This window comes from Pseudomonas lutea, from assembly GCF_000759445.1.
Lineage (GTDB): Bacteria > Pseudomonadota > Gammaproteobacteria > Pseudomonadales > Pseudomonadaceae > Aquipseudomonas > Aquipseudomonas lutea.
This window is the reverse complement of sequence record NZ_JRMB01000001.1, coordinates 950,587-969,226: the sequence shown is the minus strand read 5'-3', so window position 1 is coordinate 969,226 and position 18,640 is coordinate 950,587. Positions and strand designations below refer to the sequence as shown.

At 59.5% G+C, this 18,640-nt stretch carries 12 protein-coding genes and 1 pseudogene; 4 read left to right on the top strand and 9 right to left on the bottom strand.

The genetic code is table 11. From position 1 onward, the window contains the following. Positions 1–54: 54 nt before the first annotated feature. The 5 genes from LT42_RS04020 to LT42_RS04000 all read right to left on the bottom strand — a co-directional run bounded on the left by LT42_RS04020 (position 55) and on the right by LT42_RS04000 (position 7,350). The gene (locus LT42_RS04020; protein WP_037010144.1) at positions 55–1,377 is read right to left on the bottom strand and encodes an MFS transporter; all 1,323 of its coding nucleotides are present in this window, start codon (positions 1,375–1,377) and stop codon (positions 55–57) included. A 59-nt stretch (positions 1,378–1,436) separates the two neighbouring features. Then, positions 1,437–2,489, bottom strand: coding sequence for a lactonase family protein (locus tag LT42_RS04015; RefSeq protein ID WP_037010141.1), 1,053 nt, complete (start codon positions 2,487–2,489; stop codon positions 1,437–1,439). Positions 2,490–2,736: 247 nt separating this feature from the next. Next, positions 2,737–5,415, bottom strand: coding sequence for an aconitate hydratase AcnA (acnA, locus tag LT42_RS04010; RefSeq protein ID WP_037010139.1), 2,679 nt, complete (start codon positions 5,413–5,415; stop codon positions 2,737–2,739). Between the two features lie 146 nt (positions 5,416–5,561). Next, positions 5,562–6,473 (bottom strand): LysR family transcriptional regulator, encoded by a 912-nt coding sequence (locus tag LT42_RS04005; RefSeq protein ID WP_037010137.1) that lies wholly within the window; start codon positions 6,471–6,473, stop codon positions 5,562–5,564. Positions 6,474–6,840: 367 nt separating this feature from the next. Then, a complete protein-coding gene (locus LT42_RS04000; RefSeq protein ID WP_037010135.1) occupies positions 6,841–7,350 on the bottom strand; it encodes a ProQ/FinO family protein in 510 nt (169 codons plus the stop codon). A gap of 327 nt (positions 7,351–7,677) precedes the next feature. Here LT42_RS04000 and thpR point away from each other — a divergent pair, with 327 nt between their 5' ends. The 3 genes from thpR (at position 7,678) to LT42_RS25130 (ending at position 9,022) form a co-directional block, all read left to right on the top strand. Then, positions 7,678–8,220 (top strand): RNA 2',3'-cyclic phosphodiesterase, encoded by a 543-nt coding sequence (thpR, locus tag LT42_RS03995; RefSeq protein ID WP_420806875.1) that lies wholly within the window; start codon positions 7,678–7,680, stop codon positions 8,218–8,220. 137 nt (positions 8,221–8,357) lie between these two features. Continuing rightward, positions 8,358–8,708: a hypothetical protein gene (locus tag LT42_RS03990; RefSeq protein ID WP_037010133.1), complete on the top strand. Its 351-nt coding sequence runs from the start codon at positions 8,358–8,360 to the stop codon at positions 8,706–8,708. Further along, a complete protein-coding gene (locus LT42_RS25130) occupies positions 8,708–9,022 on the top strand; it encodes a DUF7693 family protein (RefSeq protein WP_081955306.1) in 315 nt (104 codons plus the stop codon). Before LT42_RS03990 ends, LT42_RS25130 begins: the two co-directional genes overlap by 1 nt. A 106-nt stretch (positions 9,023–9,128) precedes the next feature. Here the strand turns inward: LT42_RS25130 and LT42_RS03980 are convergent, their stop codons facing one another. Next, positions 9,129–9,863: an SDR family oxidoreductase gene (locus LT42_RS03980; protein WP_037010129.1), complete on the bottom strand. Its 735-nt coding sequence runs from the start codon at positions 9,861–9,863 to the stop codon at positions 9,129–9,131. A gap of 843 nt (positions 9,864–10,706) precedes the next feature. Between LT42_RS03980 and LT42_RS03975 the strand changes: the two genes are divergently transcribed. Beyond that, positions 10,707–11,624, top strand: coding sequence for an AraC family transcriptional regulator (locus LT42_RS03975; protein WP_052075058.1), 918 nt, complete (start codon positions 10,707–10,709; stop codon positions 11,622–11,624). A gap of 5 nt (positions 11,625–11,629) precedes the next feature. On the opposite strand, the gene LT42_RS26465 is transcribed toward LT42_RS03975, so the two are convergent. The 3 genes and pseudogenes from LT42_RS26465 to LT42_RS03965 form a co-directional block, all read right to left on the bottom strand. Next, positions 11,630–12,418: a methyl-accepting chemotaxis protein gene (locus LT42_RS26465; RefSeq protein ID WP_420806892.1), complete on the bottom strand. Its 789-nt coding sequence runs from the start codon at positions 12,416–12,418 to the stop codon at positions 11,630–11,632. A 66-nt stretch (positions 12,419–12,484) separates the two neighbouring features. Then, positions 12,485–13,249, bottom strand: a pseudogene (locus LT42_RS26460) (MCP four helix bundle domain-containing protein); the annotation flags it as partial. An 89-nt stretch (positions 13,250–13,338) separates the two neighbouring features. Then, a complete protein-coding gene (locus tag LT42_RS03965) occupies positions 13,339–18,603 on the bottom strand; it encodes a DUF4011 domain-containing protein (RefSeq protein WP_037010125.1) in 5,265 nt (1,754 codons plus the stop codon). Positions 18,604–18,640 lie beyond the last annotated feature (37 nt).

Here is an 18,640-nt window from a genome sequence, read left to right as displayed (position 1 = left end):
CTACGATATCCGGGACTGGCATCACCGATATGGGTGGTGCCAGTGCTGTTCGGCTTAGTGAGCCTCGCGTGTCACTGGGTTGCCAATGTGCGGTTCATCTTTATTGCTCACACGCATCAGGATGGTCATGAGAAATCCGACCACCAGCAAGGCACTTAGAAACAACAGGCCGGTGGCTGCACTTTGGCTATTGCCTTTGACCATCCCGATCAACGATGGCCCAGCGAAGCCGCCCAGGTTGCCGATGGAATTGATAACGGCAATGGAGACCGCAGCGGTGGTACGGTCGAGGAAAAGCGTCGGCAGTGCCCAGAACGGTGATTTGAAGCTGTAAAGCCCGGACAACGCGACACAGATCATCACCGTCGCCAGGTAGGGGTTTTGCAGCATGCCGGCACCTACCATACCGAACGCCGCGATGAGCAGCGGGATAGCCGAGTGCAGCTTGCGCTCGTTGCGTTTATCGGAGCTACGCGACCACGCCACCATGGCTGCAGTTGCAACGATGTAAGGCAGCATGGCGATCAGGCCAATCTGGGTGTGTGTCAAAGACTCCGAAAAGCTTTTGATGATCTGCGGCATCCAGTAACCGATACCCAGGCTTCCGCATTGATAAACGAAGTAGATGAAGCTCAGATACAACACTTTGGGGTTGGTCATCGTCTTAAACACACTAAGGCGCTTCACGTTCTTGCGACTTTGACGATCACGCTCAAGCTCTTCGATCAGCCAGGCTTTTTCATCAGGCTTGAGCCACTTGGCCTGTTCAGGTTTGTCGGTGAGAAAGAAGTAGCAGGCAACGCCCAGAAAGACGGCAGGAATGCCTTCCAGAAAAAGCATCCAGCGCCAGCCGCTCCAATTCAGCCAGCTGATGTTATCCATGATCCAGGTGCTCATCGGCGCGCCGATTATGTAGCTCACCGGGATAGCAGCAGTGAACAGTGCAACCGTGGTGGCCAACTCTTTGGAGCGAAACCAGAAAGTCAGATACACGATGATGCCTGGAAAAAACCCGGCTTCGGCAACGCCCAGAAAGAAGCGCAGGATGTATAGCTGATTGGCCGTCTGCGCGAAGGCTGTCAGTGCCGCAATGATGCCCCAGGTCACAAGGATCCGAGCAATCCAGACACGCGCACCGAACTTGTTCAGCATCACGTTACTGGGCACTTCAAACAGGAAATAGCCGATGAAGAAAATGCCGGACACGAAACCGAAAGCCTCACTGGACAACGCGAGTTCTTTATTCATTTGCAATGCCGCATAGCCGATATTGGCGCGGTCGAGATAGGACACGATGTAGAGCAGGAAAACGAACGGGATGATGCGCAGGGTAACCTTGCGAACGATGGCGGCTTCATCTGGCTTATTGTTGTTCATGGCGGCCTCATCGGAACAGGCCAAGGCCTGCTCCATTCATTATTGTAAGAGTCGACGGGTCAGGCCGAGAAAATCATGCAGACCGGGCTTCCGGTAGAAACCGTGAACCCGGTCTTACTCAACGCACCGGTCCTGGCGTCCGTTGCCATTGAAATAATCGTGTCGCTGTCTTCATTGAGCGCGAACAGAAAGCGCTCGTTGGGTGTGAGGGTGAAAAAGCGCGGCGTCTTGCCATCGGTGGGCATGAATTCCACCGGGGTCAGCATGCCGCTGCTCTGATCGATGGCGAACACTGCCACGCTGTCATACCCCCGGTTCGAGGCGTAGAGGAAGCGGCCACTGCGGTCGATCTCGATCTCCGAAGCACGGCTGTTGCCAGTGAACGTCGATGGCAATGACGGCACTATCTGGATCGGCGAAAGCGCGCCGCTTTGGCTATTGAAGCGGTACGCGGTCAAGCTTGAGTCAAGTTCATTGACCACATACGCAAATGACGTTTTTGGATGAAAAGCCAGGTGACGCGGCCCGGAGCCCTCGCGACTGACCACGAACGGTTGATCGGCGGGATACAGCTTGCCGTTGTCAAACTTGAAGCTGAACACTCTATCCAGGCCCTTATCGGGTACCAGCACAAACTGGCCCGAAGGATCGAACGGGTTGAAGTGCGGCTTTGAGAAGGGTTGCTCAACGCGGTGTGGGCCCACCGGCCCTTCCAGTTTGAGCAATTGATTGAGGCTTCCGAGAGACCCGTCTTCGCCAACGTTCAAAACTGCGAGCGATCCACCGATATGATTCGACACCACTAGGAAGCGCTGCGTAGGGTCGAGTGCCAAGTGAACCGGGTTTTTGCCATCACAGCTTTGACGATTTATGAACGTCAGCTTGCCTGTAGCCTTATCAACGCTGAACGCACTCACTTCGGTCAGGTCACCATGTACCGTATAAAGTCGATCTCCAGCCGTGTTGAGCGCAAGGAATGAGGGGTTAACCAGATCCTTGACGACCTGCACCAGAGCCAATGTACCGGCATCCTGATCGACCTTGTAAACAGTGATCCCCTCACCGCGTGCATTACGCTCACGTGTAGTGCGCGACCCGACATAGGCGTACATGTGGGTATTTCTCCCTGAGTCAGTATTGTTGTTCAGAAGGTTAGCGGCCTGAGCAAGACCGGCGGGCAACAGAGATCCCAGAGCAGAAATACCCGCTACAGCGCCCATCTGTTTGAGTACAGTGCGGCGGGTTGCGCCATTTGAAGCAGGCAAGCGGGTGCCTGCGTCTTTATCATCGCCGTACATAGATGCGTCCTTTTTATTGTTAATCGCATGTTGTCCGGCCCCTGGCGAAGCCGGGATCAGATCAGTGCGTCGTTCGCGCCACTACTTTGCGTATGACGAACGGGAGAACGCCCCCGTGCATCAGGTAACGAATCTCTTGCAGCGAGTCCAAACGGACACCGAGATCGACCTGCTGCTGGTCACCATTGCCGCGATGGATAACCAGACTCACTTGGTTGTCACCGACAACCAAGTCATCCAGACCAATGAAGTCAAGGCGCTCATCACCCTGAAGATCAAGCTCGGCTGCCGACTGCCCGTTTTTGAACTGCAGCGGAATGACACCCATGCCAATCAGGTTGCTACGGTGGATACGCTCGATGCTCTGCGCCACCACCGCCTTCACTCCCAGTAACGCCTGAGCTTTCGCCGCCCAGTCACGACTGGAGCCTGCGCCGTAATTGATTCCCGCAAAAACGACCATTGGTGTCTGCTGGGCCGCATAACTTTTGGCTGCTTCGTACAGAGGCAGGCAGGCACTGTGATCGGCGTTCCAGGCCCACACGCCCAGCCCTGGCTGGTTATCACCTAGCTGCAGATTTTTCACCGACTTGTTGGTGAAGGCTCCGCGCACCATGACTTCATGGTTACTGCGCCGGGTGGAGTACTGATTCAGGTCAGCCGGATCTTCACCGCGTTCTAGCAACCACTGGCCGGCCAGACTGTCTGCCGGAATCGAATAAGCTGGCGAAATGTGGTCAGTCGTGACGTTGTCACCCAGCACCGTCAGCGTACGAGCGCCGCTGATTGCCAGGCTTGTTTTGGGCTCACGAGCGATGTCAGCCAGGTATTGAGGCCGGCGCAAGTACGTCGAATCGGGGCTCCAGGGGAATTGCACGCTCCCCTCAGCCGACAAGGCTTGCCAGTGATGAGTACCCTCCCAAACCTTGGCCAGACGCTGCTGGAAGAATTCAGGCTTTACTGCTTTGGCGGCTTGCTCTGCAATCTCTGTGTCCGAAGGCATCAGATCGCGCAGGAACACGGGATTGCCATCACGATCAGTGGCGAACGCATCGGATTGAAGGTCGATATCAATGGTGCCCGCGATGGCATAAGCCACGCACAAAGCCGGTGAAGCCAGATAACCTGCTGGAATCTTCGGGTTCACCCGCCCTTCGAAATTGCGGTTACCCGACAGCACCACAACGCCCTTCAAGCCCTGGTCTGCGAATGTGTCGACGTGCTCTTCGAGCGAGCCCGAGTTACCGATACAGGTCATGCAGCCAAAACCCGCCAGATCGAATCCCAGTGCTGAAAAGTCTTCCAGCAGATTTGCCTCTTTCAGGTAGTCAGCGACTACTCGAGAACCCGGCGACAAGGAGGTTTTGACCCAAGGCTTGCGCTGTACACCGAGCTTGCGCGCCTTTCGGGCCAGCAAGCCGGCCTGGATCATCTGGGCGGGGTTCGCGGTGTTCGTGCAGCTGGTAATGGCGGACATCACCACGGCGCCATGGGTAATCGACTCGCCAAACGACGGCTCGAAAAAGCTCCGTTGCGCAGGTGCTGTAATCAACTTTCCTTCGCCCATTACTTCTTGATGGAATGAGGCGGCAGCGTTCGAAAGCTTTTGACGCTGATGCGGCTGGTGTGGGCCCGCAACACTCGGCTCGATGTCAGCCAGGTCCAGATTGATCAACTCATCGAATTCGGGTTCGATCAGTTCATCGCGGCGCCAGAGCGGCTGAGCACTCATGTAGCTGATCACCTTGCGGCACAGCTTTGGCGAGCGGCCGCTGAGTTTCAGGTAGGAAAGCGTTTCGTTGTCGAACGGAAAGAACACCACCGTCGCGCCGTATTCGGGTGCCATGTTGGCAACAGTGCCGCGTGCAGCCCAGCTCAGAGCGGATACACCGGGGCCGGTGAACTCAACGAACTTGCCGACGACCGAGCGCTTACGCAGAATCTCTGCCACGTGCAGCGATAGGTCAGTGGCGGTAACTCCAGGGCGCAGCGCATTGGTGACTCGGATACCGACGACCTTCGGAAAGCTGATCGGCACGGGTTCGCCAACCATGGCTGCCTGACCCTCCAGGCCACCAACACCCCAACCCAGAACCCCAATGGCGTTGATCATTGGGGTGTGACTGTCCGTCGCGACCATGTCGTCTGGATGCAACAAGCGCTGACCGTCTTCAGTTGTGCTCTCCCACACCACCTGCGCCAGGGCTTCCATGTTCATCTGGTGAATGATGCCGGTACCTGGGGGAATGACGCCGAAGTTGGTCAGGCTTTTTTGAGCCCACTTGATGAAGCGATACCGCTCTCCATTGCGTCGAAAATCGATGTCAAGGTTTCGCTCAACTGCATCCTCTTCTGCGTAATGCTCCACGATTACGGAGTGATCGATGGTCAGCACAGCGGGGATTAGAGGGTTCATGGCTTCCGGATCGCCGCCCAGCTCAGCCACAACGTCTCGCATGCCCGCAAAATCAGCCAGTGCCGGCAGACAGGTGGTGTCATGGAACATCAAGCGATTAGGCTGAAACGGCACTTCACAGTCGGGGCCTTGGCCAGTGGCGCGTGCCAGGACGGATGGCAATGCTTGAGGAGAGCAACGGGCTACGTTCTCCAGCAGGATTCGGATCGAATAAGGCAGTTTCGATAGTTGCGCTGAGGAAAGCATCTTGCCCAGGTCGACATAAGCAAATGGCTCGTCGTCGATCACCAGGTGATTGAGGAGATCGTAGGCAGTCTCGGTCATTCTCGTATCGCTCAGGCTTTTTATAAGGGTCGCGGGATTCGGTTGCTGGCCGATCCATACCGCTGATGAGCCGATACTAGGACTACTGAGCACCACTGAAAATTGATGAATCGCCACAGCTGCGTTCTCCAAAGGAGAACGCTTGGTCAGGCGTCTGCGAGCTTCAAATTATCTATGAGCGTTTTGAGGGTGGACGACGCGGTGTCATATCTTTTGACTACCAACTGGAGCGCCCTTCGAGCCCAGGGCTCTTCCAGCGTCACGGCTTTGAGCTTGTGGCTGCGCAGATATTGATTGATCACACTGCGCGGCAAGACGGCCACGCCCAGCCCTGCAGAGACCATCCTGCACATGCAATCGAAGCTGCTGATCCTGATTCTAAGTTTGAGCGCCATGTCCAGTTTCTCGGCCTCGGCGGTTAGCAAGGTGTGCATCGAACTTTCAAGGTGGGGGCCCACGAACTCATGCTTGAGAACCTCTTCGAACCGCACGGACTTGCGGCCCGCCAGCGCATGACCGGTGGGTACTACCAACGTCAATTCATCATTGCGATAAGGTATTGCCTCTAAACCTTGTGCAGGTGTCTGACTGGCGATAATCCCTAGATCTGCACGACCGTCTGCTACGGCCCGAATGACGGCAGAGCCGACACGCTCTTCAATGTCGAATTTGATTTGGGGATACAGCGAAACGAAATCGGCAATGTCCTGAGGGAGGAATTGCGAGAGCGCCGAGGTGATGGCGTGTATGCGCAAATGGCCTTTGATACCGCTCGCGTAGTCGCCAAGTTCGTGGTCAAGTTGCGTGAGCGTCTGTCTAACCTGGCGTGCATAAAACAGCAGTGATTGCCCCGCCGGGGTTAGCTCCACGCCTCGCGCGTTACGCACCAGAAGCGGTGCGCCGATCTGACTTTCAAGCTCTGACACCCGCTTGCTGATTGCAGAAACCGCTAAGTGCTTCATACGGCCCACTCGCGTTAGGTTTCGCTCTTCAGCAACGGTGATGAAAATATCCAAACTGGTCAGATCATAACGCACGGCAATACCCTTGAAATTCATCGAGGCGTTCAGGTAAGGCGTTCAATATGCCTTGCGCAGCGCTTCATCTTCCTCTTGATGCCCGGCGCAAATATCGATTGCGACCGAATTCCATCTCGCCCGAATTCACTGACACTTGCTGCCAAATATGACCTAAGCGAGATCGCCCACTTTTTGTTAGCTGCGACAATTCTATAAGTCATCGCTGTCTCGAACGTTGCCGTCTTTCGGCTCTCCCCAGCTTTAGCATGGGCGCCGCTGTGACGCTTCAAGCACGGCGCAGGTGACAACGTTAAGTGGCAGTCAGGCGTGCGGCCTGGCCGCCCTTGGTTCAACCATCCAGCGCCCGCGCGCTGAATGCCGGTGCCGACCCAACCCCCGGCTTAGCTCAGGCGTCAGGCTGCTGAACGGTGTCATCCGCAACGTTTGGTTCAACACGTTGTTTCTGACTCGCCCGATTTTTGCGGTCCTGGGTCCGTCGCAGTGAGGCCTGTTGCTTTGCATACCGTGCCTGAGCCGCAGTGACGACGCCGGCCGGTTGACCGTTCAGGTCCAGGCGTGGGGCATTTTCTACCATGCTTGCCCAGTATCGCGTGCCCCGACACCAGGTCGAGATGCCCAGCTTGAGCTGTTCGAGAGTGAGTCCGAGCAACGACAGATGTTGCTCGGCGTCCTTGAGGATGCCTTCTTTCAATGGGACCTTGGGAGCCGGGTTGACCGGGAAGGCCAACGGAAAATGCTTCTGTAACGACCAGATCGCATCCACCGCCGGATCCTTCTCGCGAGGCTTCGGATCGGCCTGCGGTTTTCGCTTGGGACGTGGTGCGCTCTCGGCCTGTGCGGGCGCCTTTTCGGCCCGCAAGCGGTCGCGTAGTTCAGCTAACTGTTCAAAACCCATCGTTGTATTCACTGCCTGTAGGTAAATTGCCTGGATGCAAGGGTATTCGATGCCGTGCCTTGTAGCAGCAAAAACAGGACGGATCGTCGCGGTTTCGTGGAATACACGCTGCACTGCGCTTGAGAACGGTGTCCAAATCGAGCACTCACTGAATACCGCCCGGGGTCAGCGCCAGGTTGCGCCTGGCAGGTTATAGTCCATCCATCGCCTGTTGAGCCCTTGCGATGAATCTCTGGAACGCCGTTGGACACCAAGGCCAGGCGTGGGGCGACTGCGTTTACCCGGCCCATGCGCAAGCCCACATCGGGTGAACAGGAAGACGCCGATATGCCCATGAACAACGAACCTCAATCGCGACTGTTTTTCGCCCTTGGCTGCCCCTCTGCGCTGAGGAAGACCATTTCCCAGTGGCGCTCATCACTCGGGCTGCGGACTGGTCGACCCGTTCCAACGGCCAATTTTCACCTGACGCTGCTGTTTCTGGGGGCCGTGAACACAGCGCGAATCGCAGACATCTGCACCGTTGCGTCCAACGTCAAAACCCCTGGAAGACGAATTACCCTGGCCCTTGATCGCCTAGAGGTCTGGCGCAAATCGAAGGTGCTAGTGCTCATGCCAGACGATGCGCCTGCAGAGCTCATGCGGTTCGCTTACGCCCTGGAACAGGCGATGCTGCCCTTCGTGCATAACCCGGAACAGCAGGAATTCCGCCCTCACCTGACCCTGTCCCGGGATTACCTGTCTCAGGTTCCGGAGGCAGGCAGCCCACCCGAGTTTTTTCTTAGGGCTGACCGGTTTGCTCTTTACGAGTCCCATAAAGGCCAATACCGAATGATCGCGGAATGGCCCCTTGTTGAATCTGAATCCTGAAGCCTTAATGACGCCAGCGCGTATACGCCTGCCGCGCGTCTTCCCGCCCCCTGCTCCGTTGGCCTGGCCAAGGTACAGTCACCGCCATCGATGCTGGTAGAATTCGGAACACTGCCACCTTGATCAAGAGAAAGTCCATGAACACAGAACTCACAGAAGAAGAGATGCGACGCGCGCTCTTCGGCGACGCTGAGGTCTCTCCTCCCGCCGCACCCGAACCCGCCCCTGCACCCGCAGTCACGAAAGAACCTGATCCGGAAGTGATCATCGAGCCGCCGGCCAAGCCTGTCGCCAAAAAGAAGGTCGCTAAAGCCTTCACGCCCAGGCTGCGAGTCACCCTGAGGGTTGGCAATGTTTTCGAAGGCGAAACCCAGGAATTTCTGCACGAAGCCGACACCCTCAGCACCCTGCTTGCAGAGCAGGAAGCCACCAAACTGGCGAGAAAGAAGTTCAAGTACGTTGAAGTGGTGTCGGTCAAGCCGATGTGATGTCTTCACCGCCCCTTACCGCGCGTGAAACCTTACAAGTCTTGAAAGACATCGCCTTGGGTGTCCGCCCCATGCGCCGTTCGGGCGAACAGGCTCGGGCTCATAGCTATTGCGGGCCGATGACGGTCGAGAGCGATGGCTGGATGATTACGTTTTACATCCAGGGCAACACGCTTGATTACTGCCACAGTTGCGTAAGCCCCGACGGCCAGGCCTATCGCTTCGACTCCCTCCAGCGATACGGCACCCATCCCGTCGAACTGCTGAGCACGTGGGAGCGCAGCCAGCTGGAGCGGCTGCTCCTGGCACTTTGAGCCGAGCCCATCGTGGTCGACGGGCCCGCTGTCACCCTGCCAGTGCATCGCACAGCGAAATATAAAAGACTCCTAGCGAACCACCGCCCGCTTCCCTTCCGACCGATTAGTAAGGACTTGCCGTCGGCCGAACCACAATCTCGCTCACGTCCACGTCATCGGGCTGTTCAATGGCATAGGCGAGCGCCCGTGCGATGGCGTCCGCGCTCATCGCCACGCGCCGGAATGCTTTCATTTCTTCGCGCGCGACGTCGTCGGAGATCGTATCGGCCAGCTCGGATTCGACGACGCCGGGACAGACCACGGTGACGCGGATCTTGTCCGTCTCCTGGCGCAGACCATCGGAGATCGCCCTGACGGCAAACTTGGTCGCGCAATACACCGCAGCGGTTGGTGACACCGCGAGGCCGCCGATCGAGGAAATATTGATAACCTGCCCGAAACCTTGCGCCTGCATGCCGGGCAAGACAGCGGCAATCCCGTGCAGTACGCCGCGAACATTGACGTCGAGCATCTGGTTCCACTCATCTACCTTCAACGACGCCAAAGGAGACAGGGGCATTACGCCCGCGTTATTGATGATCACGTCGACCTTGCCGTGCTGCCTGGTGGCCAATGCGACGAACGCCCGCATGGACTGCAGATCGGTGACGTCCAGTGCGCACGCGCTGGCCGACCCGCCGTCGGCCTGGATCTCGTTGGCCAGTGTGTCCAGTCGATCAGTCCGACGTGCGCCCAGTACGACGTGGGCGCCCTTGGCAGCGATGAGCCGGGCCGCCGCTTCGCCGATGCCGCTGCTGGCGCCGGTGATCAGTACGACTTTGTTCTGAATGTTCGACATAACCGTAGCTCCTGTATTTTGCATTGAGTTCAGCAGCGCCCGCGCCATACGCGGGCGCCCCTGGTGGGTACGTCGGGAAGGTTAATGGCAGTGGTCAGGTCGACACGTGCCGAAACCTGCGCAACCTTTGCCTATTCGTGTCTGAGTGGATTTCTGTTTTTCCCCCGAACGCGCCAGTTCAGGTAAGCATCCGCTGCTGACCCACCGCCTTCGCGGGCAAGCGCGCTCCTACAGGATTGGGCGGCAGCGGAAATGCTGCATCAGACCCACGCCCGCGCGGAGCGGCATTGAGATGCATGACGAATCGCACAACCACGGGAAACACCACAGTATTCAGGACAAACCACGAACCATTGTAGGAGCGCGCTTGCCCGCGAACGCGTCAGTTCAGGTAAGAATGCTTAGCTGACACACCGCCTTCGCGGGCAAGCGCGCTCCTACAGGATTGTGCGGCAGCGGAAGTGCTGCATCAGACCCACACCCGCGCGGAGCGGCATTGAGATGCATGACGAATCGCACAACCATGGGAAACACCGCAGTGTTCAGGACAAACCACGAACCATGGAAAACACCACAGTGTCCAGGAGAAACCACGAACGATTGTAGGAGCGCGCTTGCCCGCGAACGCGTCAGTTCAGGTAAGCATCCGCTGCTGACCCACCGCCTTCGCGGGCAAGCGCGCTTCTACAGGATTGGGTGTCGCCTGAAATTTCCGATAGGCAACGGGCATGCGGCCACCCTGAAAACCTGTTAGAAAATGCCGAGCCTGCCTCCCGCGATCATCGTTACGCAGGCGGGTCAGTCATCCCGGACGCACAATCACCATCCAGTGAGAGCCATGAAATGGAACACCCCGACGCTTTCATGCTGCAAAACATGGCCTTCTACCGTGACGAACTGGTTCGCCTGTTGACCCAACGCTTCACCATGCCTGGGACCTGGGAGACCGCCCTGGCGCCGTTGCAGGTCATTCGCCTGGACGCGCCGTCGGAAGTGATCCATACCGTGCACAAGCCGGCGCTCTGCCTGATTGTGCAAGGTCAGAAAGAAGTCGGCGTGGCTGACGACTGCTACCGGTACGACCCGCTCAACTACCTGGTGGTGTCGGTGACACTTCCGGTCTCCGGGCGCGTGCTGGTCGCCACTGCGCAGGCCCCTTACCTGTGTCTGCGTTTCGATTTCGATGCCGCCGATATTGCTCAGGTCATCGCCGACGCTCCCCTGCTGGGCGTGCCGGACGAGCCGCAGCGTGGGCTGTTCCTTGAACGGGTCGATGTCCCGCTATTGGAAACGATGCTTCGGCTGGTCCGGCTGCTCGATACACCCCAAGACATCGCCATGCTCGCACCGCTTGCCCTGCGAGAACTGCACTACCGCCTCCTGCGCGGCGCACACGGGCGCCGTCTGCATGAACTGGCCCTCGCTGATTCGCAGACGCGACGGGTGACGCAGGCCATCGACTGGTTGAACAACCACTACACCCAGCCTTTGCGCATCGAAGAGCTCGCCCGGGTCGCCAACCTGGGCAGCTCCACCCTGCACCATTATTTCAAGGCGGTGACCGCCATGAGTCCGCTGCAGTATCAGAAACAGCTGCGCTTGCAGGAGGCCCGTCGACTGATGCTCGGCGAAGGGCTGGACGTGGCGAGTGCGTGTTATCGGGTAGGGTATGAAAGCCCCTCGCAGTTCAGTCGAGAGTACAGCCGCCAGTTCGGCAGTCCGCCATCCAGAGATGTCGGACGCGCTCGCCGGCCCGCCTGAATCTTTTAGACCTTGAAACGATTGACCAACTGGTTCAGGTTCACCGCGAGCTTGGACATTTCATTGCAAGCACTTGCCGTCTGGCTGGCACCTGCCGAACTCTGAGACGCCAGTTCGCGGATGCTGACCAGGTTGCGATCCACTTCCCTCGCCACGTGCGCCTGCTCTTCGGAAGCGGTAGCGATCAGGATGTTTCGCTCGTTGATCCCGATGATCGCCGTGGCGATCTGGTCCAGCGAGCTGCTGGCATCACCCGCCACGCTCAACGATTCGGATGCCAGGTCTCGGCTGGTGGCCATTGCTTTGACGGCCTGGTCGGAATCATTCTGAATGGCCTGGATCATCTGTTCGATTTCTTGCGTCGACACTTGTGTGCGGTGCGCGAGGGCTCGAACCTCGTCGGCAACAACGGCAAAACCCCGGCCCTGTTCACCCGCCCGAGCGGCCTCGATCGCCGCATTGAGGGCAAGAAGGTTGGTCTGTTCAGCAATGGCCCTGATGACTTCAACCACTTTGGAAATGTTCTGGGCACGGTTGGACAAGCCGGTGATTTGCTCACTGGTGTCCTGCACGTTGCTCGACAACTTCTGGATGGACTTGAGCGTTTGCGACACGCGCTCCAGACCCACTTCAGTGTAACCCTGGCCGCGCCGGGATTCTTCGGACGCCGACTCGGCATTGCGCGCGACTTCATCCACCGCAGCGCTCATCTCGGTGACCGCAGTTGCCGCCTGATTTACTTCATCGTTCTGGGACACCAGGCCAAGACTCGATTGCTCGGTCACCGCCGTCATTTCTTCCGACGCAGCCGCCAGCTGGGATGAAGAATCAGCGATCTGCATGATCGTGGTGCGAAGATTCTGCTGCATGGTGGCCAGAGCGCTCAACAGCCTGCCGGCTTCATCGGTCCCGCTAACTTCAACCTCTTTCGACAAATCGCTCGATGCAATGCGTTCGGCGACATTGAGGGCGTTGCCAAGCGGTGAGGTGATCGTTTTAGTCAGCAGAGTGGCCAGGAACAGGGTCAGCAGCGCGACGAATACAATCAAGCCGACGACGATGTAAAAACCGGAGTCATACACGTCAGTTGCTTGAATGCCGGCAAGCGCAGCGCCCTCGTTATTGAAACGTGCGAGTTCTTCGATCTGGCCTTCCATCTGGTTGGTCACAGGGCGGATGCCGGTCGCAACAAGTTTGACAATGGAATCCGTATCCCCCGCCTTCAACAGGGGCTCGAGCAGATCCAGCTGACTGGCGTAGTCGTCGTAGGACTTCTTGACGGCCAGGAACAACTGGCGCTCCTGATCATTCGCGATGAGCGGCTCATAGTTGTAGACCGCGTCTTTCGAGGCCTTGCGGTAGGCAGGGAACTTGCTGATGGTTTGTTGGATGGTCTGAGGGTCGGCCAGCGCCCGCTGGGTCTCCAGGCGCAGGCGAAGGATGGTGACGTTCATCAGCGCGGTTTGCCGGATACTGGGCATCCAGTTGAGTTCGACGTCCTTTTCGGTGTCGCGCAGCTTGCCCATCTGCAGGATGGCGATGACACCCAGAATCACGACCAGCGCGATAATTGCCGAAAAGAAAAGAGTGGCGCGTGGAGCGAGGTTGATATTTCTGAGCCGCATGGGACTTCTCACTGCAGAATGGCCAGAGGCCTGGTTCTGTAGCTATCGGCGAGAAGTCCCAAAGTTTAATAGCCTGTCCGTCAGGCCGTTTACACCACGTCCTCAGCGCCGGATTCGGTCGCGACATTCACCAGCAGGGGCTCAACGTGCGGTTCATCCGTTGCCGGCATCGCAGCGACGTCCTTTCGCGACGCTTCCAGCAACTCGTTCAGCGCAGCGTGCAGCTTCTGCAGCGCGCCCTCCTTGTCCACCCACCATTCGGTTGACCACAGCCTGACCAGGTTCCACCCCAGCCCCTTGAGAATGGCGCCGCGCACTTTGTCGCGGTCGCGTGCCGTCGCAGCGCTGTGATATGTGGCGCCGTCGCACTCCACGCCTGCCAGGTAATCGCCCGGTCGGTCAGGATGGACGATGCCCAGATCGATGCGGAAGCGCGACACGCCGATCTGCGGCACAACCTGCCAGCCAAGACGGCGCAGCCCCTGGGCGACGGCTTCTTCAAACGGCGAATCGTAACCGCCTACCGAGCCCTGTACCGCTTCGGCCAGCGCACGCGGGCCGCGCTGAGCGAATTCGATGAAGTGCTTGAGGTCGCGTACGGCGCGGGCGTTGGTGCGGTTGAGGTCGATCATCGACGGCTCGAACGAGGTGAACACCAGCATCTCCCGCCGCGAGCGGGTGATGGCGACGTTGAGCCTGCGCCATCCCCCGTCCTTGTTCAGCGGCCCGAAGTTCATCGACATCACCGGCGCGCCGGGCTCGGTAGGCCCGTAGCCGATCCCGAGCATGATCAGGTCGCGCTCATCGCCCTGCACCGTCTCAAGGTTTTTCACCACCACCGGTTCGGTCTGGGTGTCCTGAAAGAACGGCTCGATCTGCGGGTATTGCTTGCGCGCGGTGTCGAGCAGGTCGTTGATCAGTTTCTGCTGATCGGAGTTGAGCGTAATGATGCCAATGGAGTAACCGGCCGCCACAAACGCAGGATCGGTCAGGCGATTAACGGTTTCAGCGACGATGGCCTCTGCTTCGGCCTGGTTGTAGCGGCCTTTGCCTTTGGCGTACACGCCTTCGACCTTGCGCCACTCGACGGCGCTGGCGCGGGTTTCCGCGGCAGGGAACGTGATGAGGTTGCTGTCGTAGTAGCGGTGATTGGAGAACGCAATCAAGCTTTCATGGCGGCTGCGGTAGTGCCAGCTCAGGCTGTGACTCGGCACGCCGGCGCCCAGGCATTCATCGAGGATGCTTTCCATGTCTTCGGCGGTGTCGTCGTCACCTGCGTTGGCCCCGCGGTTGAAAAAGTTGGTGGGGGGCATCTGGCGTGGATCGCCGGCGATGACCACTTGCTTGCCGCGCGCGATGGAGCCGATGGCGTCCCATGGGGCGATCTGCGAGGCCTCATCGAAGATGACCAGATCGAACGGCGGCTGATCGGCCGGCAAAAACTGCGCAATCGATAGCGGGCTCATGAGCATGCACGGCGCCAGACGGTTCAGCGCATCGCCCATCTCAATCGCCAGCTGCCGCACCGGCTTGTGCCGCCGGGACTTCTGCAATTCGTGCTTGAGAATGGCGAAGCCGCTGCTTTTGGGAATGTCGTTCTTGGACGGGATGAGCCCGCAGAGTCTGGCGCGGATGTAGCGTACGGTCAGTTTGGCCAACTCGTCGTCCAGGCGCACAAACGTGCCGATGTCGCTCATGTGCTCGGCCGCGACGAAGTTGCGCAGCAGCGGTTCGCTGTCGATGCCCTGGGTCGCAAACCAATGCGCGTACGCGGTGACGAACGTGTCCTCGGTCGCGGCTGGCATCAGCTGCCCTGTTTCCACAGCCTGTGCCAGGTGGCCAAGGCCGGCCTCTGCAGCCTGTTCGCGCACCCGGCACCAGTCGCACCAGGCTTTTAGCTGCGCTTCGTGCTGCTGAATGGCAACTGACGTCGCGCGCAATGTCGCCGCGCTCGGTTGCGTGGCGTTGGCCCGACTGTCCAGATTGCCCAACTCGGCGAAAGACCTCGCGGCGACGTCATAGCGCGATAACGCTTGCTGCAAGTCGGTCAGCGCGGCACCGATGTGCCCGGCGGGTGCGAGCATCTCATTGGCCTCGATGACCAGCCGTGCCACGGCACTGCGCAACGCGATCAGCTCTTCAGGTGAGGTAGCCAGCGCACTGAGCTGTGTACGCAGATGTTCGGCCAACATCACCGCGCGCAGCACACGGGCGCTGTCGCTGCCCAGGCCTTGCCAGCCCGGGATCGATTGCAGGTCGCCGGCCAACGTATCCAGTTCCAGCAGTTGCGTCTGCAGTCGCTCGAAAATGCTGAGGTCGGCGAGTGCATCGGGCAGACCCGCCGCACCGCCCAACGATGCCAGAGTCTTCGCCACCTTCTTTTTGGCCAACGTGCCCAGGAACCAGAATTTGCCTTCGGCCTCCCGCCACTCGCTGCGCAGTTGTTCGACGGGCACACGGCGGCAGGCTTCATCGGCGTAGTCCAGTGACAGACTTTCCTCCAGTTCTCGATAGCTTTCGATCAACTGACACGCCCGACGGGCCGACTCGATTCGCTTGAGCGCGTCCGGGGCGAACGCGAACGAAAGGTTGTGCCCATAAGACTCCACGATCAGCGCCACCACCTCCCCGAGCTGCCGGACCTGTGGCGCGTCAGCCACCGGCAACGGCAAGTGGGTCAGACCCAGCAACTTTTCACTCGCGGTGTTCAGCGCATCCAGCGCAGGCGGCAATTGGCGCGCGACGTCGGCGATCTGCGCCTGCCAGGCGTTCGACCACTGGGTCTGCGCCAGCACACCGAACATGCCCGACAGCTCCCGCGCGGCGGCGCCATTGAGCCCGAGGCGCCGGGCGAGATCGAGTAGCTGGCTGTACTCGGCAGCGTTGTGTTGCGTGCTGGCTGGCCAGGTCAGTCGAGGCGTCTGCGGGCCATGGTCGCGAATCACGCGGCCTATTGACTGGTGCAGCGTGAGGCCATTGTCCGAGCGGCGGTGCAGCACCTCGACCCATTGGTTGAGGCGAGAGCGCAGGGTTTGCAAGCGAGCGGCTTCGTGTTCCCATTCGTCGGTTGTCAGGGCGTCGCTGACGTCCCAGGCGCGTTCCAGCTGTTTGAGCACTTCGACCTTCGAGGCCTTGCTGGAATGCAGTTCCAGACAGAACTCGCCCAGCCCTTTCTCCGCCAGGCGGCGATACACCACGTCGAGGGCCGCGCGCTTTTCGGCAACGAACAGCACCCGCCGTCCCAGCGCCAGGTTGTGGGCGATCATGTTGGCAATGGTCTGCGACTTGCCGGTGCCGGGCGGTCCGTCCATCACGAAGCTGCGGGTAGTTGCCGAGGCCACCACGGCGGCCAGTTGCGACGAGTCGGCCGGCAACGGTGCAAACAGTTGCGCGGGCGTTACCGTGGCATCCAGCTGCTCGGGCCTGGGGAAGTCGCCCAGCCCGGAGAAGCCCTCGTCCGCCTCGCCGGGCTCCAGCAAGTGCCTGACCAGCGGGCTTTGCAGGAGCAGCGCCGCATTGGCGTTGAGGTCTTTCCACATCAGGTATTTGGCGAACGAGAAGGTCCCCAGTACCAGTTCGGTGCTGACTTCAAAGCCGGGCACATCGCGCACCGCCCGGCGCACGGTGTTCCAGATGCCGGCAACATCGATCCCGCTGTCGTCGCCAGGCAGATCGCCCTCCAGCCCGGGGATCGCCAGCTCGAAGTCATGGCGCAGCAATTCCAGCAGCGTCAGGTTGAAACGCGGTTCTTCGTCGAGCAGCCCGAGGGTCACCCCCGACAACGCGCTTTTGCGCTCCAGTTTGACGGGCAAGAGGATCAAAGGCGCCGAGTAGGTTTTGGGGTCATCGGCGGTTTTCTTCCATTTCAGAAAGCCGATGGCCAGGAACAGCGTATTGGCCCCGCCCTCCTCCAGATCACTGCGCGCCTTGCGGAACAGGTCGATCAATGTGGCTTCCAGCTTGACCTTCTCCAGGCTGGCGAGCACTTCACCCCGGGCAAGGGCCTGACGCGCGACTTCGTCCACGAGGCTTTCGTTGTTCTGCTGCTCGTACAGCGCTTCATCGCGACCGCTGGTTTTAAGGTCTGGCACTGGCAGCACGCGAATACGCCCGCCGCTGGACAGCAAGTCCTCCAGCGCTGCCGGGTCGGGGCACAACAGACGCACACCCTTGGCACTGTCGGGCAGGTGCAGCAGGCGGTTGCGGGTGGTCAGGTCAAGCAATTTGCGCTGCCACAAGGTGAGCTTGCCCGCAGGACCTTCGTTGCCCTCGTTGAGTTCGACATCAAAGCCCGGGAGCGCTGGCGCCTCTTCCAGTGCTTCGGCAGCCGGCGGTGTGTCCGATGCAGGGTCGTCTGTGACGGTGACAGCTGACAGCAACGCCAGCGGACGAATCTTCTGCATCCGCGCCCGGTGCACGTCGATGGCCATGATGAATTGCTTGTCGTCCAACTGGCGTTCCGCCGCGACGATGGCCTGAGAAAAGCCCGGCGCCGGTGCCTGGGTCGCCAGCGTGGTTTCGAACACCACCATCTCTTTCAGGTCCAGACGCTTGCGCACTGCCGAGGCTTCGTCCGTCAGCAGTTGCGAAAACTCCTGAGGCTGCAGCCACACGCCGACAAAGGCGTGGCCCTTGGTCATCACCAACAGCGCGTTGAGGCCGGCCTGCTCCAGCGCCGCCGCGAACAGCAACGCGGTGTCCAGACAGGTGGCTACGCCATGCTCCAGCACCACGCTGGGCGGTCTGATCTTCTGGCCCTGTTGTTCGAAGCTGGCAGGGTGCAAGGCATAGCTCAGGCGCAAGCTGCACACCGCGGACCAGATCGCCGAAGCCAGCTCCCAGGTGCGCGTGCGGGACTTGCTCTCATAGCCGTCAATGCCGTCTTTCTTGCCGGCGCGGCGCAACACCTGTGACGCCATCTTGAGCACCCGGTCCACCGCCGGATCGTTGGGCATGCAAAACGCTGCCAGCAGTTCCGGCATGGCGCTCAGCCCGCCCCATTCGGTGCGCGCCAGCAGCTCGGTGGGGAAGCGTTGCTCGACGAGCACGGTGTTGCCCTGAGAGACGCGCATGATCACGTCGGCATTCAGGCTCTCGGTCAGCCCGGACAAATAGGCGGCGTTGAGTTTGATGTCACGTTCGCGGATGCCAAGGCGGTCACCGGCGTTCAGCCGGTCGATCTGCCAGGTCCGGCTTTCGACAAAATCAGGGTCGGTGCTCAGGGTCAGCGTGAGGTGTTCGATGTCGGTGTCGTGTGTGTTCCAGACGCTCAGCTCACGGATGAGTGGCACGGCGTTCTGGTGAGAGGCAAAGCCGATCTTGCGTGCGATCAGCGCCTCAATTTCGATGGTCATTCAGGGGCTCCAGGCGCTACGAGCTGCTGGCCTCATG